18 protein-coding genes are annotated in these 21,674 nt (G+C 63.9%); 7 read left to right on the plus strand and 11 right to left on the minus strand.

Annotated elements, in window-relative coordinates; translation table 11 throughout:
* Positions 1–17: 17 nt before the first annotated feature.
* From EN851_RS14500 to EN851_RS14530, 7 genes are all read right to left on the minus strand, one after another.
* Complete coding sequence (locus EN851_RS14500; RefSeq protein WP_127872024.1) at positions 18–686, minus strand: SDR family oxidoreductase; 669 nt, start codon at positions 684–686, stop codon at positions 18–20.
* A gap of 31 nt (positions 687–717) precedes the next feature.
* Entirely contained in the window at positions 718–2,121 is a 1,404-nt protein-coding gene (locus EN851_RS14505) for a GH1 family beta-glucosidase (RefSeq protein ID WP_127280295.1), read from the minus strand.
* Positions 2,102–3,754, minus strand: coding sequence for an amino acid ABC transporter permease (locus EN851_RS14510; RefSeq protein ID WP_135863044.1), 1,653 nt, complete (start codon positions 3,752–3,754; stop codon positions 2,102–2,104). Before EN851_RS14510 ends, EN851_RS14505 begins: the two co-directional genes overlap by 20 nt.
* Positions 3,755–3,819: 65 nt before the next feature.
* A complete protein-coding gene (locus EN851_RS14515; RefSeq protein WP_135918134.1) occupies positions 3,820–4,566 on the minus strand; it encodes a transporter substrate-binding domain-containing protein in 747 nt (248 codons plus the stop codon).
* 22 nt (positions 4,567–4,588) lie between these two features.
* Complete coding sequence (locus EN851_RS14520) at positions 4,589–5,659, minus strand: LacI family transcriptional regulator (RefSeq protein ID WP_135918133.1); 1,071 nt, start codon at positions 5,657–5,659, stop codon at positions 4,589–4,591.
* Between the two features lie 198 nt (positions 5,660–5,857).
* A complete protein-coding gene (locus tag EN851_RS14525; protein ID WP_135918132.1) occupies positions 5,858–6,865 on the minus strand; it encodes an amino acid ABC transporter substrate-binding protein in 1,008 nt (335 codons plus the stop codon).
* Positions 6,866–6,980: 115 nt separating this feature from the next.
* Positions 6,981–10,037, minus strand: a complete 3,057-nt coding sequence (locus tag EN851_RS14530; RefSeq protein WP_135929489.1) for an aminotransferase class III-fold pyridoxal phosphate-dependent enzyme — start codon at positions 10,035–10,037, stop codon at positions 6,981–6,983.
* Between the two features lie 131 nt (positions 10,038–10,168).
* Between EN851_RS14530 and EN851_RS14535 the strand changes: the two genes are divergently transcribed.
* Entirely contained in the window at positions 10,169–10,609 is a 441-nt protein-coding gene (locus EN851_RS14535) for an Lrp/AsnC family transcriptional regulator (protein WP_127278763.1), read from the plus strand.
* A 38-nt stretch (positions 10,610–10,647) separates the two neighbouring features.
* Here the strand turns inward: EN851_RS14535 and EN851_RS14540 are convergent, their stop codons facing one another.
* Positions 10,648–11,181 (minus strand): TetR/AcrR family transcriptional regulator, encoded by a 534-nt coding sequence (locus EN851_RS14540; protein ID WP_127278764.1) that lies wholly within the window; start codon positions 11,179–11,181, stop codon positions 10,648–10,650.
* Positions 11,182–11,326: 145 nt separating this feature from the next.
* Between EN851_RS14540 and EN851_RS14545 the strand changes: the two genes are divergently transcribed.
* A complete protein-coding gene (locus tag EN851_RS14545) occupies positions 11,327–12,700 on the plus strand; it encodes an efflux RND transporter periplasmic adaptor subunit (RefSeq protein ID WP_127872032.1) in 1,374 nt (457 codons plus the stop codon).
* Positions 12,697–15,780 carry an efflux RND transporter permease subunit gene (locus tag EN851_RS14550; RefSeq protein ID WP_135863051.1) on the plus strand — a complete coding sequence of 1,028 codons (3,084 nt, stop codon included), beginning with the start codon at positions 12,697–12,699 and terminating at the stop codon, positions 15,778–15,780. Before EN851_RS14545 ends, EN851_RS14550 begins: the two co-directional genes overlap by 4 nt.
* Positions 15,781–15,885: 105 nt before the next feature.
* On the opposite strand, the gene EN851_RS14555 is transcribed toward EN851_RS14550, so the two are convergent.
* Positions 15,886–16,341, minus strand: a complete 456-nt coding sequence (locus EN851_RS14555; protein ID WP_127275743.1) for a L,D-transpeptidase — start codon at positions 16,339–16,341, stop codon at positions 15,886–15,888.
* A 342-nt stretch (positions 16,342–16,683) separates the two neighbouring features.
* Here EN851_RS14555 and EN851_RS14560 point away from each other — a divergent pair, with 342 nt between their 5' ends.
* Complete coding sequence (locus EN851_RS14560) at positions 16,684–17,016, plus strand: hypothetical protein (protein ID WP_127275744.1); 333 nt, start codon at positions 16,684–16,686, stop codon at positions 17,014–17,016.
* A 40-nt stretch (positions 17,017–17,056) separates the two neighbouring features.
* The gene (locus EN851_RS14565) at positions 17,057–17,224 is read left to right on the plus strand and encodes a hypothetical protein (protein ID WP_127275745.1); all 168 of its coding nucleotides are present in this window, start codon (positions 17,057–17,059) and stop codon (positions 17,222–17,224) included.
* Positions 17,225–17,295: 71 nt separating this feature from the next.
* On the opposite strand, the gene EN851_RS14570 is transcribed toward EN851_RS14565, so the two are convergent.
* Complete coding sequence (locus tag EN851_RS14570; protein WP_127275746.1) at positions 17,296–17,997, minus strand: response regulator transcription factor; 702 nt, start codon at positions 17,995–17,997, stop codon at positions 17,296–17,298.
* A gap of 45 nt (positions 17,998–18,042) precedes the next feature.
* Between EN851_RS14570 and EN851_RS14575 the strand changes: the two genes are divergently transcribed.
* Positions 18,043–18,816, plus strand: coding sequence for a response regulator transcription factor (locus tag EN851_RS14575; protein ID WP_189343576.1), 774 nt, complete (start codon positions 18,043–18,045; stop codon positions 18,814–18,816).
* A gap of 77 nt (positions 18,817–18,893) precedes the next feature.
* Entirely contained in the window at positions 18,894–20,981 is a 2,088-nt protein-coding gene (locus EN851_RS14580; protein ID WP_189521846.1) for a PAS domain S-box protein, read from the plus strand.
* Between the two features lie 137 nt (positions 20,982–21,118).
* Here EN851_RS14580 and EN851_RS14585 read toward each other — a convergent pair whose 3' ends face one another.
* On the minus strand, positions 21,119–21,526 hold the full coding sequence (locus EN851_RS14585; protein WP_127872167.1) for a hypothetical protein: 408 nt from the start codon (positions 21,524–21,526) through the stop codon (positions 21,119–21,121).
* Between the last annotated feature and the right edge of the window lie 148 nt (positions 21,527–21,674).

Genomic DNA, 21,674 nt, shown 5'->3' on the forward strand with positions numbered 1-21,674 from the left:
CAGGCAGCACCATCTGGCTACCACCCGATATGCGTGCCATCGAGGGTCTGGAAGGAGCCGCTATTCTCAATCGTGGCGCTGTCGATCACCATGCGCAGGCCCCGCGCGCTGTCCTCGACAGCCAAGACCGCCTGATCGCCCCCCATGTCAGTCTTCACCCAGCCCGGATGCAGTGACAACACCGTTATCCCGTCGACGCGTAAATCCTGCGCCAGTTGAGCGCTTGCCATGTTGAGCGCTGCCTTCGAGCAACGGTAGGCATAGTCGTCATCGTAATCATCAATCAGTCCCTCGGCCATCGACCCGGCACGGCTGCCGATATTGGCGATGACCCCCATGCGCCCCGCGGCCAGGTTCGGGCGCAGCGCCCTCGCCAGCAGCAGCGGACCGAGCGTGTTGGTCCGCATGACCTTCAGGAATTCGTCCGGGGCGAATCTGTACAGGCCAGGGTTTCCGCTGCGGATGGCGGCGTTGTTGACAAGCACGTCCAGCGGCCTGCCACCAAGACGCGTGGCAAGATCCAGAATTGAAGCCGGATCGGCGACGTCGAGGGGGTGGAACTCGATGCGACCCTCGAAAGCTTGGGCCGGATGTGCGCGCCCGCAAGCGATCACCTGCCAGCCTTGTTGGGCGTATTGCCGCGCGAGTTCGCGGCCGAGCCCGCGCGCAGCGCCGGTTATCAGCACGGTCCGGTCGCCTTGCCCTTCTCTAGCCAAGTCAGGCGCTCTTCGCGACGGGCGCGGTCTCCTGCCGGGCGATCATTGCGTAGACGTCGCCGGAATACTTGATGTGGCGCTGCTGCGTCGCGAAATCGACATGGGTGATGCCGAAGGGCGTCGTATAGCCATAGGCCCATTCGAAATTGTCGGTCAGCGTCCAGGCGAAATAGCCGCGCACCGGCACGCCCTCGGCCGCCGCCTTGGCCACCTGCTCGAGATGGTCGACATAATAGGTGGCGCGCAGATCATCCCAGACATGCCCGTCCTTGCCGACGGTTTCCGGCGTCGTGGCGACGCCATTCTCGGAAATGTAGATCGCCGGCGGCGCATAGCGGTCGTTCACGTAGCGCAGGATGTCGTACATGCAGCGCGGCCAGATCTCGTAGTCGACCGCCGAATAAATGCCTTCCGGCTGTACCCGCCGGTAGCTCAGCGGCGCCAGTTCGTCACCCGCCGCGATCACCGAGCGGCGATAGATATTGATGCCGAGATAGTCGAGTGGCGCGGCGATGATCTCGTTGTCTTGTGCGTGGATCGGCGGCAACAGATCGCCGTAAAGCGCCAGCATGTCCTCCGGATACGCACCCTTGAAGACGGCGTCGAGAAACCAGCGGTTCTGGGCGCCGTCGAAGCGCCGTGTCGCGGCGACATCGCGCGGCTCGTCGCTGGCGGCCTCCGCGACGTTGAGATCGAAGACGATGCCGACCTGAGCATCCGCCACCTCGGCCCGGATGACCGGAACGGCCAGGCCATGCGCCAGTAAGGCATGATGACTGGCAGCCACGCCGCCCTTCACTCCGTCCCGGAATCCTGGCGCGTCCTCGCCGGTCGCGTGTCCCGACCAGCAGAACGTCCACGGTTCGTTGAGCGTCGTCCATTTCCTGACACGGTCGCCGAAGCTGCGGGCGGCAAGCCCGGCATAATCGGCGAAGGCGGCGGCTGTTTCCCGGTTGTACCAGCCGCCACGATCCTGCAGCGCCTGCGGCAGGTCCCAATGGTAGAGCGTTGCATAGGGCTCGATACCGGCTTCGAGCAGATCATCGATCAGCCGGTCATAGAAGGCGATGCCCTTGGCGTTGACCTCGCCACGACCTTCGGGAAGAAGCCGCGTCCATGCGAAGGAAAAGCGGTAGGCGCCAAGGCCGAGCGCCTTGAGCACGGCGATATCCTCCTTCCAGCGATGATAGTGGTCGCAGGCGACATCGCCGCTCGAGCCGTCCACGATCGCACCCGGAATGCGGCAGAACCGGTCCCAGATGCTTTCGCCCTTGCCGTCGGCATCAGGCGAGCCCTCGATCTGGTAGGCCGCGGTCGCGGCGCCGAACACGAAGCCCCGGGGAAAGACCAGCCCGGAGGCGCGGGCTTCGAGGGCTCGGCGAGCGTTATCGATGCTTGATGTCATATTTTCTCTCGATGGTGCTGACGAGGCTTGCCGCGGCCAGCGTCAGGAAAATGTAGAAGATGGCGGCTGAGTTGTAGGGCGCGAACGGCAGGAAACTTGCCGATTGGAATTCCCGCATGCGCTGCGTGATGTCGCGGATCGACAGGATCGACAAGAGCGACGTGTCCTTGAGGATGGCGATCAGCTCGTTGCCTAGCGGCGGGATGATGATGCGGAAGGCCTGCGGCAGCACGACCAGCCGGGCGGTACGCCAGCCGTTGAGGCCGAGACTGTGCGCTGCCTCGATCTGGCCCGCCGGGATTGCATTGATGCCGGAGCGGAAGATCTCGGCGAGATAGGCGGAATAGGCGAGCGCCATGGCGGCGATGCCCCGCACCAGGTTCGGCGGATCGACCACGCCCTGCGTCGCGTCCTTGAGCGCTCCGGCGAGCGGCAAGCCGACATAGAGCACGATGACCAGCATCGGGATGCCGCGGATCGTGTCGACGATGAATTCCGACCCGATGGACAGCGGGTGCCTGCGGTGGATATGGCCGCCGAAAGTCAGCAGGCCGAGCACGATCGCCAGCACCGCGATCGTGATGCCGAACGCCTTGTCGCGGTCGTTCAACGCCTCCGTTCGCCACAGCACCTGCAGTCCGTCCGGCGCCATCGCGGCTGGAACGAGCGCAGCACTGACATCAGGGATCTTGCCGATCGCGTCGATCGCCTCCCGCGCGCCCCGAAAGGTGCGCAGCGGCACCTCGTTGTTGTCGGGGCCGCCCGGAAATTGCCCATAGCGGACCGCACCGAGTATGCCGGACGGCGTGCCGGACGTGACCGCGACCTTCCCGGCGAGAGAGCCGACGAGCACGTAGCTGTCGCGCGGCTGAAGCAGGAACCACGTTGCGGCGCAAACCATGAGGATGGTTGCCGCGATGCAGGTCAGGTCGGCCCGCCAGCTGTATTTGAGCTTGAGGAGCCCGACCCAGAGCAGCCCCATCATTGCCGCCAGTATGTAGGCCGCGATAGCGGCGCGGATCGTCGTGGCGACACCCGCGGCGAATGCGATATGCGCGAAAAGCAGGATAAAGACCAAGCCCACGCCGTTCACCGCCGCAAGCGCCAAGCGCGCAAAACGCTGCATCGGGTTGCCGGTCTCACGACCGGCGCCGATGAAGAACATACCGAGCGCCACGATCGTCACGCCTAGATAGGCGCGCAACAGCATAGCGGCCTGACCGCGCACCATGAGGTCGGCGGCATCCGTCAATCGCCGTGGCGTGACGCCCTGAACCACCAGGTCGGAGGTGAACGGATCGACCGCGTTCGCCACGACCGATGCCGCGAAGGGATGGACCAGGCCGGTTGTCGCGAGCACCATGGCGGTGGCAAGGCTGATCCCGGCGGCAACGACCGCGAGGCGCGGCGATCTGGACGAGGCGCGCGAGAACACAACCACGGCAAGGCCGGCGATAAACGCGACGGCAAGCGCCAGGAAGCCCGGCACGAAGGCTGACGAGCCATTCTCCACGCCGAGGATGGCGCGAAGCGAGCGCTGGTAGTTAACCGACGAAGCAAAGAGATAGACGATGAACGGCAACGCCGCGACGATGATCAGATTGCTGGGCCGCAGGCGCATGAGAAGCTGCATCCGGTCCCGTCCTCCCGTTCCCATGGCTCCGGCGCCAGGCGCCGGAGCCGAAGTCCTTCAAGCGGCTATTTTGCGCCCCAGTATTTGGCGATCAGCGCGTCGAGGCTGCCGTCGGCCTTGATCGCCTTCAGCCCTTCATTGAACGCGGCGATGTTCTCGTCGCCCTTGCGGAAGACCAGCCCGAGAGGATCGGATTGGAGATTCCTGATCGGCACGACCAGCTCGCCGGCGAATTCCTTTTCATAGGCGGCGGCATTGGCGCCGTTGATGACAACGCCGTCGACGTCCTTGTTCTTCAGCGCGATGACCGAGGCCGCGAAACTGTCGTAAGCGACCACATTGTCCTTGCCGACAATGCTTTCAGCGACCTGCGCGTCGGTGGTGTTGGCCTGCGCCGAGAGCTTCTTGCCTTTCGCCTTGAAGTCATCGAGGGATAGACCCTCGTCTTCCACCCGCATGAGCACGGCCTGGCTGTTGACGATGTAAGGGTCGGAGAAATCCATCGCCTTCTTGCGTTCGTCGGTGATGGAGACGCCGGAGGCGACCAGGTCGAAACTGCCCTGGTCGAGGGCGGCGAAGATGCCGTCCCAGCCGGTGGTGACGAATTCGGCCTTGCAGTTGATCTTGCCGCAGACCGCCTTCAGGACGTCGACGTCGAAGCCGACGATCTGGCCGGTCGCCGTGTCGACGCTTTCCATCGGCGGCGAGGTGGTGTCGGAACCGACCTTCAGAACCTTGCCGCCCAGGTCGGCGGCGCTGGTAGCGCTGGCTGTCAGCAGCGCAAGCGCAAGCCCGATCAGGATTTTCTTCATGCTCTTCCTCCCATTTTGATGGTTAACTGCGGTTTCGCCCGCCTAGATTGTCCGGCTGCCGGCCGATGAGTTCGGGTCTCGACACCAGGGCGAGTTCCGCCGGGTCCTCGCCCGCCATGCGCCGCAGCAGAAACTCGCCGAGCTTGCGGCCGAGAAGCTCGATCGGCTGGTAGAACGTCGTGATCGGCGGAGTGAAATAGGCGCTGACGTTGATGTCGTCATAGGCGATGACGTCGACATCCACCCCGACGCGCCGTTCAAGGCTGCCCAGCGCCGACAGGACGCCGAGCGTGGTGGATTCGTTGATGCAGACCAGGGCGGTGGGCGGATTGGGCAGGCCAAGAAGCCTGAGCGCGCTGTCGCGGCCGAAGCGTGTGGACAGGTCGCCGTCGGCCACGAGGTCGATCGACGCGGCAAGACCCGCCTCGTGAAAGGCCCGCGAAAATCCGTCGATCCTGTCCAGGGCATAGGAAAGACGCCGATCCGCGTTGATCAGGGCGATACGCTCATGTCCGCCCGCGATCAGCCGCGCCGTGGCGGTGAACGCCGCCCATTCATTGTCGACATCGACATGGGCGTAGACGAGGGGCTTGCGGCAACGGCCAAGTGACACGAATGGAAAGCCGCTTTCGACCAGCATGTCGATACGGGGATCATCGGCCAGCACGCCGGAAAAGATCAGGCCGTCGGCCGCGCTCTGGTCGACGATGCGGCGGGCGATGTCGAAGGCATCGCCAAAGCTCCGGAAGCCGTGCACGGACAGCTGATAGTCGCTGTCTTCCAGCGCCTGGCTTATGCCGCTCAGGATCTGCGTGTATTCGACACCGTCCCATTCATAGCCGACGGCGGACGTTATCGGCATCAGCACCGCGGCCCGATAGGTCTTGCCTGTCCTCAGCGCCATGCCCCGCGCATTCGCCTGATAGCCCAGTTCCCGCGCGGCGGCGACGATGGCATCCCTTGTCGGCCGCGCGACGACCGGCGATCCCCGCAGCGCCTTGGAAATGGTGGCGATCGAATAGCCGGTGTGGGCGGCCAACGTCTTGATCGTTGGCGAAAACTCTCGGCGTTCGGGTTCTCTGTTCTCTGCCATCAACGGCGACCAATTCCTCAGGTCGGCATCCGTATCATCGGATAAAAACGTTTTCAAGAAGAATAAAAACGTTTTTATCCGACCATCATGGCCAAGAGCGGTGGAGGCGGCAATGCGTCGAGGTCGCGCATCACCCCCCTTTCACATCGGCGAGCATCGCCGGGCGCGGACCTGGGGCACCCGGTTCGCCGGCAGGTGTCAGCGCGCCGGCGGCGCGTACATCAGGCCGCCGGCGTTCCACAGCGCATTGATGCCGCGCGCGATTTTCAGCTGGCTGGACTGGCCGAGATTGCGTTCGAACATCTCGCCGTAATTGCCGACCTTGGCGACGATATTGTAGGCGAATGCGGGGTCGAGCCCGAGCTGTTTGCCATTGTCGCCCTCGACGCCGAGGAACCGGCGGATCGTCGGATTCTGCGACTTCAGCGAGGCTTCCGCATTGGCCTGCGTGATGCCGTCCTCTTCCGCCTCGATCAGCGTAAACAGCGTCCAGCGCACGATGTCGAACCACTTGTCGTCGCCCTTGCGCACGGCTGGGCCGAGCGGCTCCTTCGAGATGATGTCCGGCAGCACCGTGAACGCGGCGGGATCGGTCAGCTTCAGGCGCTGCGCATAGAGCGCCGAGGCGTCCGTGGTGTAGACATCGCAGCGGCCGCTATCGAACGCCTTGATGATGCTGTCGGCGGAATCGATGACGACCGCCTCGTATTTCATCTGGTGCGCGGTGAAGTAGTCGGCGACGTTCTGCTCGGTCGTCGTGCCTTGTTCGGCGCAGATCGTGGCGCCTGAGAGCTTCAGCGCGCTGTCCACGCCGAGATCCTTGCGCACCATGAAGCCCTGGCCGTCATAATAGGCGGCGCCGACGAAATGGATGCCCATGCCGGTGTCGCGCGACAAGGACCAGGTCGACTGTCGCGACAGGACGTCGACGGTGCCGGCCTGCAGCGCCGTGAAGCGCTCCTTGGTCGACAGCGGCACGTAACTCACCTTGTCGGGGTCGCCGAAGACGGCGGCCGAGACCGCGCGGCAGAAATCGATATCGAAGCCGCTCCATTTGCCCTGGTCGTCGGGCGCCGAAAAGCCCGCGACGCCCTGGCTGACGCCGCAGATGATCGATCCCCTTTGCTTGACGATGTCGAATGTGTCCGCCTTGGCCGGCAAAGTGGCCGATGCGAGCAAGAGCGCGCTGACGATTGCATGTTTCATGGTTTCCTCCCTTGATGAGGCAAAGCCTCTCCTCCCGCCGGCACGTGACGCGCCGGACGTTCCTGAAATCGTTGATCCTGAATTCCGCCCGCGCGCCTCCTTGCGCGGTGTCGTCCTAAGCCCGTTCCGCCAGAACCGCGGCCAACGTCTCATCGAGAACGCCGACCAGATGATCTGCATTAGCCCTGCTGAAGATCATCGGCGGGCGCATCTTCAGCACATTGTCATGCGGCCCTTCGGTGCCGATCAGTACGCCGCGTGCCCGAACCCCGTCGTTGATGCGGCGGGCAAGGGCGGTCGCAGGTTTCTTGCTCTTGCGGTCCTCGACCAGTTCGATACCGAGGAACAGCCCCTGGCCGCGCACGTCGCCGATGATCTCGTAGCGGGCCTGCAGCGCCTTGAAGCGCGCCATGAGATAGTCGCCGATCTCCAGCGCATTGCGCCTCAGCCCGTCGCGCTCGATGACGTCGAGCACCGCGAGCCCGGCCGTGCACGACACCGGATTGCCGCCGAAGGTGTTGAAATACTCCATGCCGTTGTTGAACGAGGCTGATATCTCCGTGGTCGTCACCACGGCCGCCATCGGGTGGCCGTTGCCGATCGGCTTGCCCATGGTGACGATGTCGGGCGTCACCCCCTGGGTTTCGAAAGCCCACCAATGGCTGCCGACACGGCCAAAGCCTACCTGCACCTCGTCGGCGACGCAGATGCCGCCGGCGGCACGCACCATCGCGTAGACTTCCCTGAGATATCCCTCGGGCAGGAACACCTGGCCGGCGACGCTGGGGATCGATTCCGCCAGGAACAGGCCGGGCGCGCGGCCTTGTCTCGCCATATCGGCGATCTGCTCGGTGACGCTCTCGGCAAACCGCTTTGCATGCTCGCCCTCAGGCCACTCCGCCGGAGCATGGTAACTGTCCGGAATGACCGCTTCGAACACATGCGCCGGGCGCCCCTTGCCGCCTTTGCGCTTGTATTTGTAAGGGCTGAGGTCGATCAGTTCCTGCGTCGTGCCGTGATAGGCCCAGTCGAGCACAATCGCCTCGCTGCGCCCGGTATGGGTCCGCGCCATGCGCAGCATCAGGCTGTTGGCCTCGCTGCCCGAGCAGGCGAAGGACGCCACCGACAGGCCGGCGGGCAGCGTCGCCGTCAGCCGCTCGGCATAGGTGACGATCGCATCGTGCAGATAACGGGTGTTGGTGTTGAGCTTGGCCGCCTGCCTCGCGATCGCCTCGACCACATCGGGATGCGCATGGCCAAGGTGGCAGACATTGTTGAAGCAGTCGAGATAGGCGCGGCCGCGATCGTCGATCAGCCAGGCGCCTTCGCCGCGCACGAACTTGATCGGCTCGGAATAGGAGATGGAGAGATTGGGCAGCAGTGACGCCTTGCGTGCGGCGACGATCTCTGGACGCGACCGGCCGCTCTGGCGGAAGGTTTCGGGCGGAATGCCGGCAAGGTCCGCGGCATCGGGAAACAATTCCTTCCACACGTCGAGATAGCGCTCCTCGCCGACCCCAAGGATGTCGCGCGCGGCAAGGCTCGTATTCGTCGATATCTGGAAATGCAGATGCGGCGCCCAGCCGCCATTTTCCGCCGGCGTACCCATCTCGCCGACAAGCGCGCCGGCTTCAAGCCGGTCGCCCGCCTTCAGCCGCCGCCCAGCCTCATGCGCCATGTGCCCCCACAGCGTGACGAAAGGCGGGCAGCCCGGCGGCACATGCTCCAGCGCCACGAGACAGCCATAGCCGAGCGGATCCTCCTCGATCTCGACGCTCCTGACGGTCGCGGCGAGCGGCGTGTAGAGCCGTGTGCCCGCCGGCATGAAAAGATCGAGGCCGAGATGATTAGCGCGGCGCGCGCCTTCGACGAAACGCGACTCGAAAATGTCGCTGGTATAGACGGTGCGAGCCTCGCCCCAGGGACCGATGCCGAGCGCGACGCCATGTTCGGCACAATAGGCATCCCACCATTCGGTCGCCTTGTCGGGCTGCTGTGTCGCCGACGTCACCGTCATCGGATTTTGCGGATCGCCATAGGGCACGAGCGCCTTGGCAAGCGTCGCCGGGTGACGGTCGAGGATCGGCAGAAGTTGCGTGCGGTTGGCCGCGATCCAGCCTGTCACGGCGCGCGCTCCGGAGGCGACTTCGAAGCCGCAGGCATGGCGCAGGATCGCCGTCGCGAAGCGCCGGTTCATCCTGCCCAGACGACGCAACAGCCGCCAGGCCGGTGCTTCCGAGATCGACAGGTAGGGATTGTCGGCTGTGCGGTCCTTGCGTGCCGCCGACAGCGTCACCGAGGTGACGAGACGCATCGCAATGAGATCGAAGAGCAGGTCGAGTTCTTCCTCACGCAATGGATACTCGGCATGGAAGCCGGCGGCGAGACGGGCGGCGGCGCCGATCGGATCCTCTGCATCGAGGATGGCATAGGCGCAGGCGACGGCAACCTCGGCGATGAGCACGCTGTGCAGCGCATCGCCGAAATCGATCAGCCCGGCGACACGCTCGGGCCTTTCGAGATCGACGAGCACGTTCCAGTCATTGGCATCATTGTGAATGACTTGCGTTCGCAATGCCGACAGCCGGGGCGCCACCTCGGCATCGAAATGATCGAGGAACCGCTCTAGCAAGGCGCGGTCCTGTTCGTCGTCAATGTGGTGAAGGCGTTGCCGCGCGGCACCTGCCTGGCGAATGTCCCAGTCGAAAGAGCGCAATGCGCCGGGATGGATGAAGCCTTGCAGGGCACGATCGAGCCGGCCAAGCGCGCCGCCCAGGCTTTCCAGCAGCGCCGGACTGGGCGTGCTCTCGGCCAGCGGCCGTCCGGGAAGCCATGACACCAGGCGCACGGCATGATCTTCGCCGCCCGGCACTTTTGTATGGGCGAGCGAAGCGCCCCGCCCCGTCTTCCTGAGACGCGGCACGGCGAGGTCCGGACTATGGCGCTCCAGATGATCGAACAACGCGGTCTGGAATTCACTTTCGACGAGCGGCTCGCTGGCGTTGACGATCTTCAGGATCCAGAGCGATTGGTCTGGCGCGGTCAGCTTGAAATTCCGGTCGCGTTCGCTGTCGAGCGGTGTGACGCTGCCGGCAATGCCGAAGTGCCGCGTTGCGATATCGACGGCCTCGGTCTGCGAGATTTGAGGCGCTGGGTATGAGACGTTGGTCATCAGGCAATCCGGATCTGATTTGTCAAAGCTTGGCATGGGCCAGAAAATCGGGCATCCGGCAAAGCGTCGGTTATACCGGCACAATGACCGCATTGACCGGCACATTGACGGAACCGTATGGAGCGCGCGCAATGAAGGAACTGGACGCCAAGGACAGGGACATTCTCGGCATCCTGTCGAAGGAGGCGCGCATCCCGCTGAAAACGCTTGCGGGGCGCATCGGCCTGTCGCGCAGCGCGACGAGCGAACGGGTTGCCTCGCTGGAAAAGAGCGGCGTTATCAGAGGGTATCGGGCCGATATCGGCCAACTGGACCCAGGGTTGATCCGCGCCTTTCTGCTGGTAACGCTCATCCGCACGCCGTCGATCGGCATTCTCGACCAGCTGGCGCGCTATCCGGAGGTCCGGCGGGTATCATCAGTCAGCGGCCAGCTCGATCTCATCGTCGAGGTCGAAGTACCGTCGATCGACCGCCTCAACACACTGCGCGACCTCGTTGCCACTCTCGGCGGCGTCGAGGACCTGACAACCGCGATCGTCCTGCGCCGGGATATCGAACGCGCCGTCGACTGAACGACGGCTGCGGCGGCGTCCTTCGCCGGCCAGGCAGCCTATTTGGCGATATCGAGAAGTGAGGATACCAAAAGCTCGCGTTCGTCCTTCGACAGCACGTCGGAATCGAACAGGTTCATGCTGCGCAGTCCTTCGATGGCGAGATAGCAGACCAGCAGCGATTTGAGGTCCGGCGTCTCGCCTTTCAGGCGCTCGAAAAGCTGCCGCTTGAATGTCTTTATCGGCGTCATAAAATCGGGATCCTCGGCGATCGCCGAAAAGATCCAGGATGCGGACGGCTGCTTTTCCTCGCAATCCTCCGCTGACAGCTTGATATAGACGGCGAGGGGATTTTTGTCGTTGTCGTTGCTGTTCGCCGATTCCAGCGCTTGCTCGAAATCGCGTAGATAACCTTCGACAAGGCCCTGCATCAATTTGGCCTTGGTGGGAAAATTGTAGAGCAGTCCGCCCTTCGACACGCCGGCGCGGCTGGCGACGGCATCAAGCGACAGGCTACCAGGCCCGGATTCCCGGGCAACATCAGCCGCCGCGGCGAGAATCTTCTCGCGCGAATTCGGTCGTTGGGCTCTCATGGCGCCTCCCTAAGCAAGCTTAGGCCCAATTGACAAGACCGTCCAGACGGTACAGTAAGACCGCCATTATTTGAAATCGGGACCTGCGGTCGATATGTGTCCCGATGTCCGCGCTTCGCGCCGGATTTCGACTGAGGGGACTTCCTTGTTCAAGCGCATACTCCGTATCTTTCTCATTATTGTGGTCCTTGCCGTGCTCGTCATCGTGGTCGGCGGCATCGTCGGCTTCAACTTCCTGCGCGACAACGGCATCAAGCAGTATTTCGCCACCATGAAGCCGCCGGCGGCGACCGTGTCGACGACCATCGCCAAGCCGTCGAACTGGACGCCGGGCGTCGAGGCCATAGGTACTGTCAGCGCGGTGCGTGGCGTCGACCTGACCGTCGAAACCGCCGGCATCGTCAAGGAGATCCTCTTCCATGCCAACCAGAAGGTTGCGGATGGCGCGGTCCTGCTGCAGCTCGATGATGCCGTCGAGCGGGCCGATCTCGAAGCGACGAAGGCGCAAGTGGCGCTCGTCGAGACGGCGCTGACGCGCGCCGTCGAACTGCAGAAGCGCGGCGTTAATGCGGAAGCTACGCTCGACACAGCGCGGGCGACGGCATCGGCCACCGCCGCGCAGGTGAACAAGCTGCAGGCGGTGCTTGACCAGAAGCAGCTGAGGGCGCCGTTCAGCGGCACGGTGGGCATCCCCAAGATCGATCTCGGCCAGTACCTAGCGACCGGCACGTCCGTGGTAACCTTGCAGGATCTGGACACGATGCGGGTCGACTTCTCGGTTCCCGAACAGCAGCTGCCGTTGCTCCAGATCGGCCAGACCGTTCGGCTTGGCCAGGGCGGCGGCGACATGCCTTTCGCCGGCAAAATCCGTGGCATCGACCCCAAGATCGACCCGTCCAGCCGGCTGGTGAACATCCGGGCGGAAGTCGCCAATCCCGAAGGCAGATTGACCCCTGGCCAGTTCGTGCAGGTGCGTGTCGAGCTGCCCGAGGAGCAGGACGTGCTGTCACTGCCGCAGACGGCGCTGACCACCAGCCTCTATGGCGACTACATCTTCGTGGTGCAGCCGGCCAAACCCGCCGGGGCGGCCCCGGCACAGCCAGCCAAGCCGGAGGAAAAGCCAGCCGCGGCGGCCACCGACAAGCCGGCGGATGCCAAGCCTGCGGACGCCAAGCCGGCGGACGCGATGAAACCGGCAGCCGAAGCCCTGAAGCCGGCTGCTGAAGCCAAGCCCGCAGACGCAGCCAAGCCAGCGGACAAGGCCGCTTCCGACGCCGCCAAGCCGGCCGATCCGGCCAAGCCGGCGGCGGAAGCCGACAAGCCGGCGCTGGTCCTGTCACAGGTCTTCGTCAAGCCCGGCCGCCGCAATCAGGGCATGGTCGAGATCGTCGAGGGTCTGAAGGCCGGCGACGAGGTCGTCACCGCGGGTCAGAACCGGCTCTTCAACGGCATGTCCGTCAACGTCGACAACACGATCGATCCGACCAAATCGGCGAACAAGCAGGCCGACCAGCAATGAGCTTTTCCGATCTCTTCATCCGCCGGCCCGTCCTTTCGACGGTCCTTGCCTGCATGATCCTGCTGCTCGGGTTCCAGGGTATCTTCAACCTGTCGATCCGGCAGTATCCAAAGGTCGACGAAACGGCGATCACCATCACGACGGCCTATCCGGGCGCCAGCGCCGACCTGATCCAGGGCTTCATCTCCGCCCCGATCGCGCGCGCCGTCGCCTCGACCGAGAACATCGACTACGTCACCTCGTCCAGCCGTCCGTCCTCCAGCACCGTGACGGTGCAGATGAAGCTCGGCTCCAATCCCGACGTGGCGCTGACCGAAGTGCTGTCCAAGGTCCAGGGCGTGCGCGGCACCTTGCCGGACGCCTCCAAGGACCCGGTGATCGTCAAGGGTACCGGTCAACAGTTCGCGATGATGTACATCTCGATGCAGAATCCGAACATGACCAAGGAGCAGCTGACCGAATATATCGAGCGCGTCATCAGGCCCCGCATGTCGACGGTCGAAGGCGTCGCCGACGTGCAGATCTTCGGCGCCCAGGAATACTCGATGCGCGTCTGGATCGACCCGGTCAGGCTCGCCGCCCGCGGCGTGACGGCTGCCGAGGTGCTGACGGCGATCAACAACTCCAACTTCCTGTCGGCGCCCGGCAACACCCAGAACGAATATGTCGTCTCTTCTATCACGGTGCGCTCGACGCTGCAGACGCCCGAGGCGTTCGCGGCTCTACCGCTACGTTCGACCGACGGCAACGTAGTGCGCCTGCGCGATGTGGCTCGCGTCGAACTCGCCGCCGCCAACACCGACACAAGGGTCTCCTTCAACGGCAAGCCCGGCACCTTCCTCGCCATCTTCCCAACCCCGGCGGCCAATCCGCTGACCACCGCGGCCGCGCTCACCAAGCTCGTCCCGCAGATTCAGGAGACGCTGCCCAAAGGCATGACGATCGAGGTCGTCTACGACGCGACCGGTCAGATCAGCGCCTCGATCGACGAGGTGTTCAAGACCATCGGCGAGGCGGTTGCCATCGTCGTCGTCGTCATCCTGCTGTTCCTCGGTTCGTTCCGCTCGGTGATGATGCCGATCATCACCATCCCGCTGTCGCTGATCGGCGTCTGCTTCCTTTTGTTCGCGGTGGGCTATTCGATCAATCTTCTGTCGCTGCTGGCCATGGTGCTGGCGATCGGCCTTGTCGTCGACGACGCCATCGTGGTGGTGGAAAACATCCACCGCCACATGGAAGAAGACCACATGCCGCCCATGCAAGCGGCCTTCAGCGGCATGCGCGAGATCGCGTCGGCCATCGTCGCCATGACCATGACGCTGGCCGCCGTGTTCGCGCCGCTGGCCTTCACCGGCGGCCTGACCGGCGCCCTGTTCCGCGAATTCGCGGTGACGCTTGCCGGATCCGTGGTGCTGTCTGGCGTCATTGCCATCACCATTACGCCGATGATGTCGGCGCGCCTCCTGAAGCCCGGCAATGCCGGCCGCTTCCAGCGCATCGTCGACGGCACCTTCTCGCGTGTCGAGCACGTCTATGAGCGCGCCGTCACGGGGTCTTTGAACTATCGCCCGCTGACGCTGCTCATAGTGCTGGCGCTTGTCGGCGTGACCGGCTTCATGTTCACCAAGACCTCGACGGAACTGGCGCCGGAAGAAGATCAGGGCTTCCTGCTCTCGCTGGTGACGGGGCCGCGCTATGCGACCTCCGATTACACCGAGACCTACGTCAACCAGATCCTGGGCCTGGTGAAGGATATCCCCGAAACACGGGCGCAGTTCTCCGCCGTCGCGTTCGGCGGCACGACCAACAGCGCCTTCGTCGGTTTTGCCTTCAAGGATTGGGCGGAGCGGAAGCGCAATTCGAAGGAACTGCAGGCCGACATTACGGCTCGTATCGCCAAGGTGGCGGGTGTCCAGGCCTTTGTCTTCGCGCCGCCGACGCTACCAGGCTCCGGCGGCGGCTTGCCGATCTCCATGGTGGTGCGCTCGACCGGCGATTCCGCTCAGGTGTTCGAGGAAGCCGAGAAGATCAAGAACAAGGCGCAGGCCTCGGGCCGCTTCATCGTCGTCCAGAATTCGATGGCCTATGATGCGCCGCAGGTGACGGTGACTATCGACCGCGACCGCGCCGCCGCCCTCAACCTGCCGATCGCCGATATCGGCCGCACGCTGACGCTGCTGGTCGGCGGCGCTGAAGTGGCGCAGTTCGACCGCGACTCCAACAGCTACGACATCATTCCGCAGGTGCCGCAGGAATTCCGCGACAATCCCGAAAAGCTCGGCCAATACTTCGTACGCAGCGTGACGGGCGAGATGGTGCCGCTGTCGGCCGTGGTCACGATTTCGAACAATGCCTCGCCGGCGGCCATCGAGCAGTTCAACCAGTTGAATTCGTCGACGATCTCGGCGCTGCCGCTGCCCGGTGTCACAACCGGCGACGGTTTGAAAGTCCTCGAGGACATTGCGAAGGAGAGCCTGCCCGACACCTTCTTCATCGACTATTCCGGCCAGTCCCGGCAGGAGAAAGAACAGGGCAACACGATCCTGATCGCTTTCGGCGCGGCCGTCATTGTCATCTATCTGGTGCTGGCGGCGCAGTTTGAAAGCTTCCGCGATCCGCTGATCATCATGATGGCGGTGCCATTGTCGATCTTCGGCGCGATCGTGCCGCTCAATTTGGGCCTCGGCACGCTCAATATCTACACCCAGGTCGGACTGATCACGCTGATCGGCCTGATCACCAAGCACGGCATTCTGCTGGTCGAATTCGCCAACCAGCAGCGAGAACTGCATGGCATGCGGCGGCGTGACGCCATCATCGCCTCGGCCAAGGTGCGCCTGCGGCCGATCCTCATGACGACGGCCGCGATGGCGCTGGGCGTGGTGCCGCTGATCGTTTCCAGCGGTGCCGGTGCCGCGGCCCGCTATTCGATGGGCCTCGTCATCTTCACCGGCATCCTGGTCGGCACCATGTTCACGCTGTTCGTCGTGCCCATGTTCTACACCTTCATCGCCAGCAAGGACCTGCCGCATCTGGCGGAAAAGCCGGATCCGAAGCTGATGCCGGCGCTGCCGAGCTGACGCACAGGACGCAAGAAACAAAAAGAGGCCGGAATTTTTCCGGCCTCTTTTTTTGGCGGTCGCTCCAGCAGCTCCGGCATATGGCCGAGCGCGGCAACCTGCCTGCTACTTGACGATGACGATGCTGGTGTTGGCCGGCCCGAAGGTCTCGACAAGCTGGTAGAAATCGGCGGCATTGTCCGGATGCAGCCGCACGCAGCCATGCGAGGCCGGCTGGCCGAGGCGCTTGATGGCATAGGTGGCATGAACCGCGTAGCCACCGCTGAAAAAGACCGAATGCGGCATCGGCGCGTTGTCGTACTTTTTCGAATACCACATCTCGTGCATGCGCGTCGGCTTGAACGAGCCGGTCGGCGTCACATGCGCCCTGTCGCCGGTGGAAACCTTCCAGGCGAAGGTCGGCCGGCCGTCGACCGAGACTTCCATGACCTGCTGCGACAGCGAAACGCGTGCCACGACGGTGTTGGCGGCATGCGCGGCGTTTGCGCCGAACAGAAGCACGCTGCCCATGAACGCGGCGGCGGTGATGTTGATGAGCTTTGCGGAAATGGCGGTGTGCATGACGTTCCCTCTCTCTGCCGATCAGGCCGGCTCCAATTCGATGGGTGGCTTATCCCTCCCGCATGTTTCGGTGATATTTCGCGAAATACGCGTTTGTGTTTCGAATTTGTTTCCCCGGTTAACAGAGCAATCGGTATCGTCGGCAACTGTCCCATCCGAAACACGTGGTCAGGGATGACGTACATAGGTATTCATACCGAAACGAAAGTTCGACTTGCCGCTATATGAAAGGATGGACGCGAATTTCGAAACCAAACTGCAACAAAGCGCGGCTTTTGGCGGCATGATCCGGATACGGACGGGAGGCAAAAGTTGACGCAACGAAAGCAGACGGCAACGACCATGGGAACGAAAACGAACACGCGGTCCTGGCTCTTCAGGATCAGCATCGCGGCGGCGGCCATCGGCGGCGTCGGCAGCATTGCCGGCCGCCCGGCGGCGAAGCTGGCAGCGATGAGTTCGAGCGAGATTTCGACCCTGCACGTCGCTCTGTTTTGCGCCACGGTCTGGATTGTTTCCAGCCTGCGCATCGCCCGGTTGAAGGCCCTCTGGCGGGTTGGCCTTCGGCTGCTGGTTTTGCGCGGCCCCTCCGGCAACTTGCTGCCGAGAGGACCGAAGGCCCGCGCCGCGACGGGGGGCTCCGTGGGCGGCGCGGGCACTTCGGGAGTTTCCTGAAGCGACCCGCGACACCGGCATTTTTTGGGGAATTCCGACGATGAAAACGAAATTCGCAGCTTCCGTGCTTTCCGCGCTGCTCTATGCGCAGGGTCTGCTCGGCTTTGCCGCACTCGCCAGCGTGCTCCTCAAGGAACGCGCTCACGCAAGCGAGTTCGTCGCCGGCGGCGACATGGCCTCGGGTCCGTCATTGCTGGTGGTGCGCTGAACCTCGCGCGCATCGGCGCGGAAATGGAAGGGCCGATGCTGATCCGGGCAACAAGCGGGAAAAGGCAGCCGTCAGTCGGCGAACTGCCGCGGCGGATCGAACCTGTAGCCGGCGCCGCGTATGGTGGTGATGGTCTCGGTATCGAGCTTGCGGCGCAGCCGCACGATGCGCGAGTCGATCGAGCGATCGAAGGCGTCGGCATTCTCGGCCGGCGCCGCCGCGATAATGTCGTCACGCGTCAGCACCTTGCGCGGGCTCGCCAGGAACAGCCTGAGCAGCGCCACCTGGCCGGGCGAGAGCTGCTCCTGCGTACCGGAGCGATGCATGACGATCGCCGATCTCAGATCGACGGTCGCGTTCTCCAGCACGATCAGTTCCTGGGTGCCCCTGCCACGCCGCGAAAGCAGGCCGCCGACACGCGCGGCGAGTTCCCTGACATTGAGCGGACTTTCGACGACGTCGGCGGCACCGAGCTCCAGCGCCAGCACCTTGTCGAGGAGATCGGCCGGCCGGCATATCAGGATGAAATCCGGTCCATGTTCGCCGCCCCCGCCTTGGCCGCCATAACGCCTGAGCAGATCCCGCCCTTCCGCCTGGCTGAGGCTATCCCCGACGACGACGACATCGATGCCTCTGCCCTCCAGCAGCGATTCCGCCTCCCAGGGCTGCCGCGCCTGACGCACGTCATGGCCGCGCCGCTCAAGATGGTCGGCAAGCTCGGTCGCCACGACCTCGGCGACGGAAACAAGCGCGATGACGGCTCGTGCGGCCATGTTTTCCAACCGTTCCCTGGCAACCGGATATGAGTGCTGGACATCATGTTTATACCCAATCTACTTTCCACTGAAAGTGGGAGCGAGAGCATCGTGCGGGCAAGAATTGTCATCGTCGAGGACGAGCCCGACCTGAGGGACGCGGTCGCCGAATATCTCGGCGCCGCGGGCTATGATGTGGCGACCGCGGAAACCGCGGCCGCCGCGCGCAGCCTGATCGAGACGCAGCCCTTCCATCTGGCCATCCTCGACATCGCTATGCCTGGCGAGGATGGCCTGTCGCTCGGCCGCTGGCTGCGCTCGAAAATGCCGATCGGCATCATCTATGCGACCGCCGCCGGCACCGCGCTCGACCGCATCGTCGGGCTGGAACTCGGCGCCGACGACTATATCGTCAAGCCGTATGAACTGCGCGAGGTGCTGGCCAGGGTGCGCAGCGTGCTGCGCCGTGTCCCGCAGCCGACAGAGCCGCAGGACAGGAAAGCCAGGACCGACCGCCGCTCCGTCGCCTTCGGCCCCTTCCAGGCCGATCTCGACGGCAGGCTGGTCACCGGCGCCAACGGCACTGTGATCGACATGGCCAAGAGCGAATTCGACGTGCTGGAGGTTTTCCTGACCCGCGCCAACCGGCTCTTGACCCGGGCTGCGATCTCCGAGGCGATCGGCTTCACCGAGGATCCGGAATCATCGCGCGCCGTCGACATCCGCATCATGCGTCTGCGCAAGAAGATCGAGACGGACCCGGCCAATCCGAAATTCCTGCGCACGGTACGCGGCGAAGGCTATATCTTCTCGCTGCCGACCGGCGACGGCAACTGAGCGTCAGACCCACGGGGGTTCCGCTCCACGGCCGTTGCCAGCCGATCGATGGCGTGACTCTGGAATAGCGGCTGACAATGACGGGCGACACGGCAAGCACGGATATGCAGGGTTTCAGGCAAGGCGCGGCGATGGCGGCCGTGCGTGTCGTGCGCCGGCTGCGCGAGGCAGGCGACTGGCAGCGCGAAATGGACGGCGTATTGGAAACGCTGTGCCACGCCATGGAATGCCAGCGCGGCATCCTGTTCCGCTTGCGCGAACTGCCCGGCCAGGGTTTCGCTCAGTCGGTCGCCGCCTATTGGATCGACCCCGATTTTGGCGGCGAACTGGCCTCACCGACCGTCATCATGCAGTCGATCGTCAATTCGGATCCGCTGCTGGAGCGGCTGGCCGAGGATGAGCGGCAAGGCAAGATATTCGCCGGGCATACGCGTGATCTCGAAGGGTTCCTGAGGGCCGATTTCGAAAAGCAGAACATCAAGTCGTTCCTGTCGGTGTCGGTCTTCGCGCACGGCCATCTCTGGGGCACGCTCGCCGTCAATGATTGCGTCGAGGAGCGTGAATGGACCGATGAGGAAGAGGCGACGCTGCACATCATCGCGCTCGCCATCGGCGACGCCATCGAACACTCCCCTTCCGACGCCCATGCCAGCGAGGTGATCCGCCGCACCATGTTGCAGGCCTCGCTCGACGCCATCATCGTCATCGACGAGGCCGGATCGATCATCGAATTCAATCCGGCCGCGGAAAAGATGTTCGGCTTCCAGCGCAGCGAAATCCTCGGCAAGGACCTGCTCGATACCGTCGTTCCGGAATATTACCGCAAGGGCTATGCCTCGGGCGCGGACTACATGTCCGGCCGCGGCGCGCCGATGGTCGGCCAGCGGCTCGAGACGGTGACGCAGAATGCCGCCGGCGAGGTCTTTCCGATCGAGCTGACGGCGACCGAGATGCGGGTCGCCGACCGCCGGCTGATCTTCGGCTCCATCCGCGACCTGCGCGAGAGACTGCGCGCCGAGGAGGAGATCAACCGGCAGCGCGAGAAGCTGCACCAGAACGAGAAGATGGCGGCGATGGGCTCGCTGCTCGCGGGCGTCTCGCACGAACTCAACAACCCGCTGGCCGTGGTGGTCGCGCAGTCGACGCTGCTGCATGAATTCGCAAGCGATCCACAGACCAAGGTGCGCGCCGAAAAGGTGCGCGCCGCCGCCGAGCGCTGCGGGCGCATCGTCAAGAGCTTCCTGTCGATGGTCCGCCTCCATCCGGCGGCGCAGGCCGAGACCGATCTCAACCAGGTGATCCGCGCCGCTCTCGAAGTGACCGCCTATGGCGCGCGCTCGAGCGGCATCATCATCGATACCGATTTCGCGCCCGGTCCCCTGCTGGCCATGGCCGACGCCGACCACGTGACGCAGGTGGCGGCCAATTTCCTCATCAACAGCCAGCACGCCCTGGCTGGCGTCGCCGGCGATCGGCTGATCAAGGTGCGGAGCTTCCGTGGCGACCGGGGCAATCCCGGCTTCTCGGTCGAGGACAACGGCCCCGGCATTCCCGAAGCCATCCGCTCCCGCATCTTCGAATCCTATTTCACCACCAAGCCGGTCGGTGTCGGCACCGGCATCGGCCTGTCGATTTCGAAATCCATCATCGAGCGGCACAATGGCAATGTCTGGTTCGAGGAAGTGCAGCCGAGAGGCGCGCGTTTCGTCGTCCAGTTGCCCGCTATCTCGGCAGGCATGATCGCAGCTGGCGAAAGCCAGCCGCGATCGAGCGGCCTGCGCCATGCCCTGATCATCGATGACGAGCCTGACGTCGCCGGTTCCTTGTCCGACATTCTCGAACTGATGGGCATCAAGTCGCGGATCGCGCCGGTCTGGGAATCGGGCGCCGCCACCTTGAGCGGCCACATGCCGCCGGACATCGTCTTTTCGGATCTGCGCATGCCCGGCACATCAGGCATTTCGATCTACCGCGAACTGCTCGCCGAGCGGCCCGACCTGGCGCGGCGCTTCGTGCTGGTCACCGGCGACCTCATCGGCGCGAAGGCGGAAATCGAAGCCTTACCGGCGCAGCAGCGGCCACAGATCCTCGAAAAACCGTTCAGCACGCTGGATGTGCGCAGCGTGCTTTCGACCATTGCCGAGCAGGCCGCGTTGAAAGCATAAAAAAGAGGCCCCCGGCCGACATCGCGGCGGGAGCCCGAGGGAGCGCTGGAGGAAGCGCTCGGGGAGGTCAGGGCATGATCCCCAAACGGGAACCTGTTTTCGCAATCATGCCCCAGGCAGAAACCCGGTGTCGGAAATCAGAAGATGTTCGGCGTGCTGGTCACCGGCACGGCGTTGGCGATCATGCGGATCGCACGGACCTTGTGCGTTCCGGACTGCTGGGCGATGGCGCGCAGGCAATCCACGCTCTCGGCGCCCCAGGCCTGCCCCTTGCAGGCGAAATCGATCGCTGGCATCGGCAGGCGGGCGGTCGTGGTTGTGGTCGGCGCACCTTCGATGACGTTGGCAGGCGGATTCAACGAAGCGAAGGCCGGACCGACCGTCGGCGTGAACGCCATGCCGGCGAAGGCGCAAGCAGCCAGCGCCATGAACATTGCCATCGGGTGGTCGCTGGCACGCTGGCGAAGGGCCAGCTTCGGGCGGCGGTCAGCGCGCTCTGGAGCCTGAAAGCGGTTGCCGCTGGTGATCTGGACTTTCGCATGCATCATCTTCCCCTTCGTTGATTTTCTTTTTGCGATAAAACGAATTTAATCGCGCTCTGTAACGGCGCAAAGGTGACGAGAGCGCGGCAATGTAACCGGATTGAAACATCGATGCGGGCAGAAACGGTCAAAATCGGTCATTGGCTATTTT

The sequence above is a fragment of the Mesorhizobium sp. M8A.F.Ca.ET.208.01.1.1 genome (assembly GCF_004791315.1).
Classification (GTDB): domain Bacteria; phylum Pseudomonadota; class Alphaproteobacteria; order Rhizobiales; family Rhizobiaceae; genus Mesorhizobium.

Coding starts and splice junctions, on each gene's coding strand:
- EN851_RS14515 (WP_135918134.1), bottom strand. CDS start 4,566: ATGAAGAAAATCCTGATCGGGCTTGCGCTTGCGCTGCTGACAGCCAGC.
- EN851_RS14520 (WP_135918133.1), bottom strand. CDS start 5,659: ATGGCAGAGAACAGAGAACCCGAACGCCGAGAGTTTTCGCCAACGATC.
- EN851_RS14505 (WP_127280295.1), bottom strand. CDS start 2,121: ATGACATCAAGCATCGATAACGCTCGCCGAGCCCTCGAAGCCCGCGCC.
- EN851_RS14525 (WP_135918132.1), bottom strand. CDS start 6,865: ATGAAACATGCAATCGTCAGCGCGCTCTTGCTCGCATCGGCCACTTTG.
- EN851_RS14575 (WP_189343576.1), top strand. CDS start 18,043: ATGTTTATACCCAATCTACTTTCCACTGAAAGTGGGAGCGAGAGCATC.
- EN851_RS14530 (WP_135929489.1), bottom strand. CDS start 10,037: ATGACCAACGTCTCATACCCAGCGCCTCAAATCTCGCAGACCGAGGCC.
- EN851_RS14535 (WP_127278763.1), top strand. CDS start 10,169: ATGAAGGAACTGGACGCCAAGGACAGGGACATTCTCGGCATCCTGTCG.
- EN851_RS14510 (WP_135863044.1), bottom strand. CDS start 3,754: ATGCAGCTTCTCATGCGCCTGCGGCCCAGCAATCTGATCATCGTCGCG.
- EN851_RS14580 (WP_189521846.1), top strand. CDS start 18,894: ATGACGGGCGACACGGCAAGCACGGATATGCAGGGTTTCAGGCAAGGC.
- EN851_RS14540 (WP_127278764.1), bottom strand. CDS start 11,181: ATGAGAGCCCAACGACCGAATTCGCGCGAGAAGATTCTCGCCGCGGCG.
- EN851_RS14585 (WP_127872167.1), bottom strand. CDS start 21,526: ATGCATGCGAAAGTCCAGATCACCAGCGGCAACCGCTTTCAGGCTCCA.
- EN851_RS14560 (WP_127275744.1), top strand. CDS start 16,684: ATGGGAACGAAAACGAACACGCGGTCCTGGCTCTTCAGGATCAGCATC.
- EN851_RS14555 (WP_127275743.1), bottom strand. CDS start 16,341: ATGCACACCGCCATTTCCGCAAAGCTCATCAACATCACCGCCGCCGCG.
- EN851_RS14550 (WP_135863051.1), top strand. CDS start 12,697: ATGAGCTTTTCCGATCTCTTCATCCGCCGGCCCGTCCTTTCGACGGTC.
- EN851_RS14570 (WP_127275746.1), bottom strand. CDS start 17,997: ATGGCCGCACGAGCCGTCATCGCGCTTGTTTCCGTCGCCGAGGTCGTG.
- EN851_RS14565 (WP_127275745.1), top strand. CDS start 17,057: ATGAAAACGAAATTCGCAGCTTCCGTGCTTTCCGCGCTGCTCTATGCG.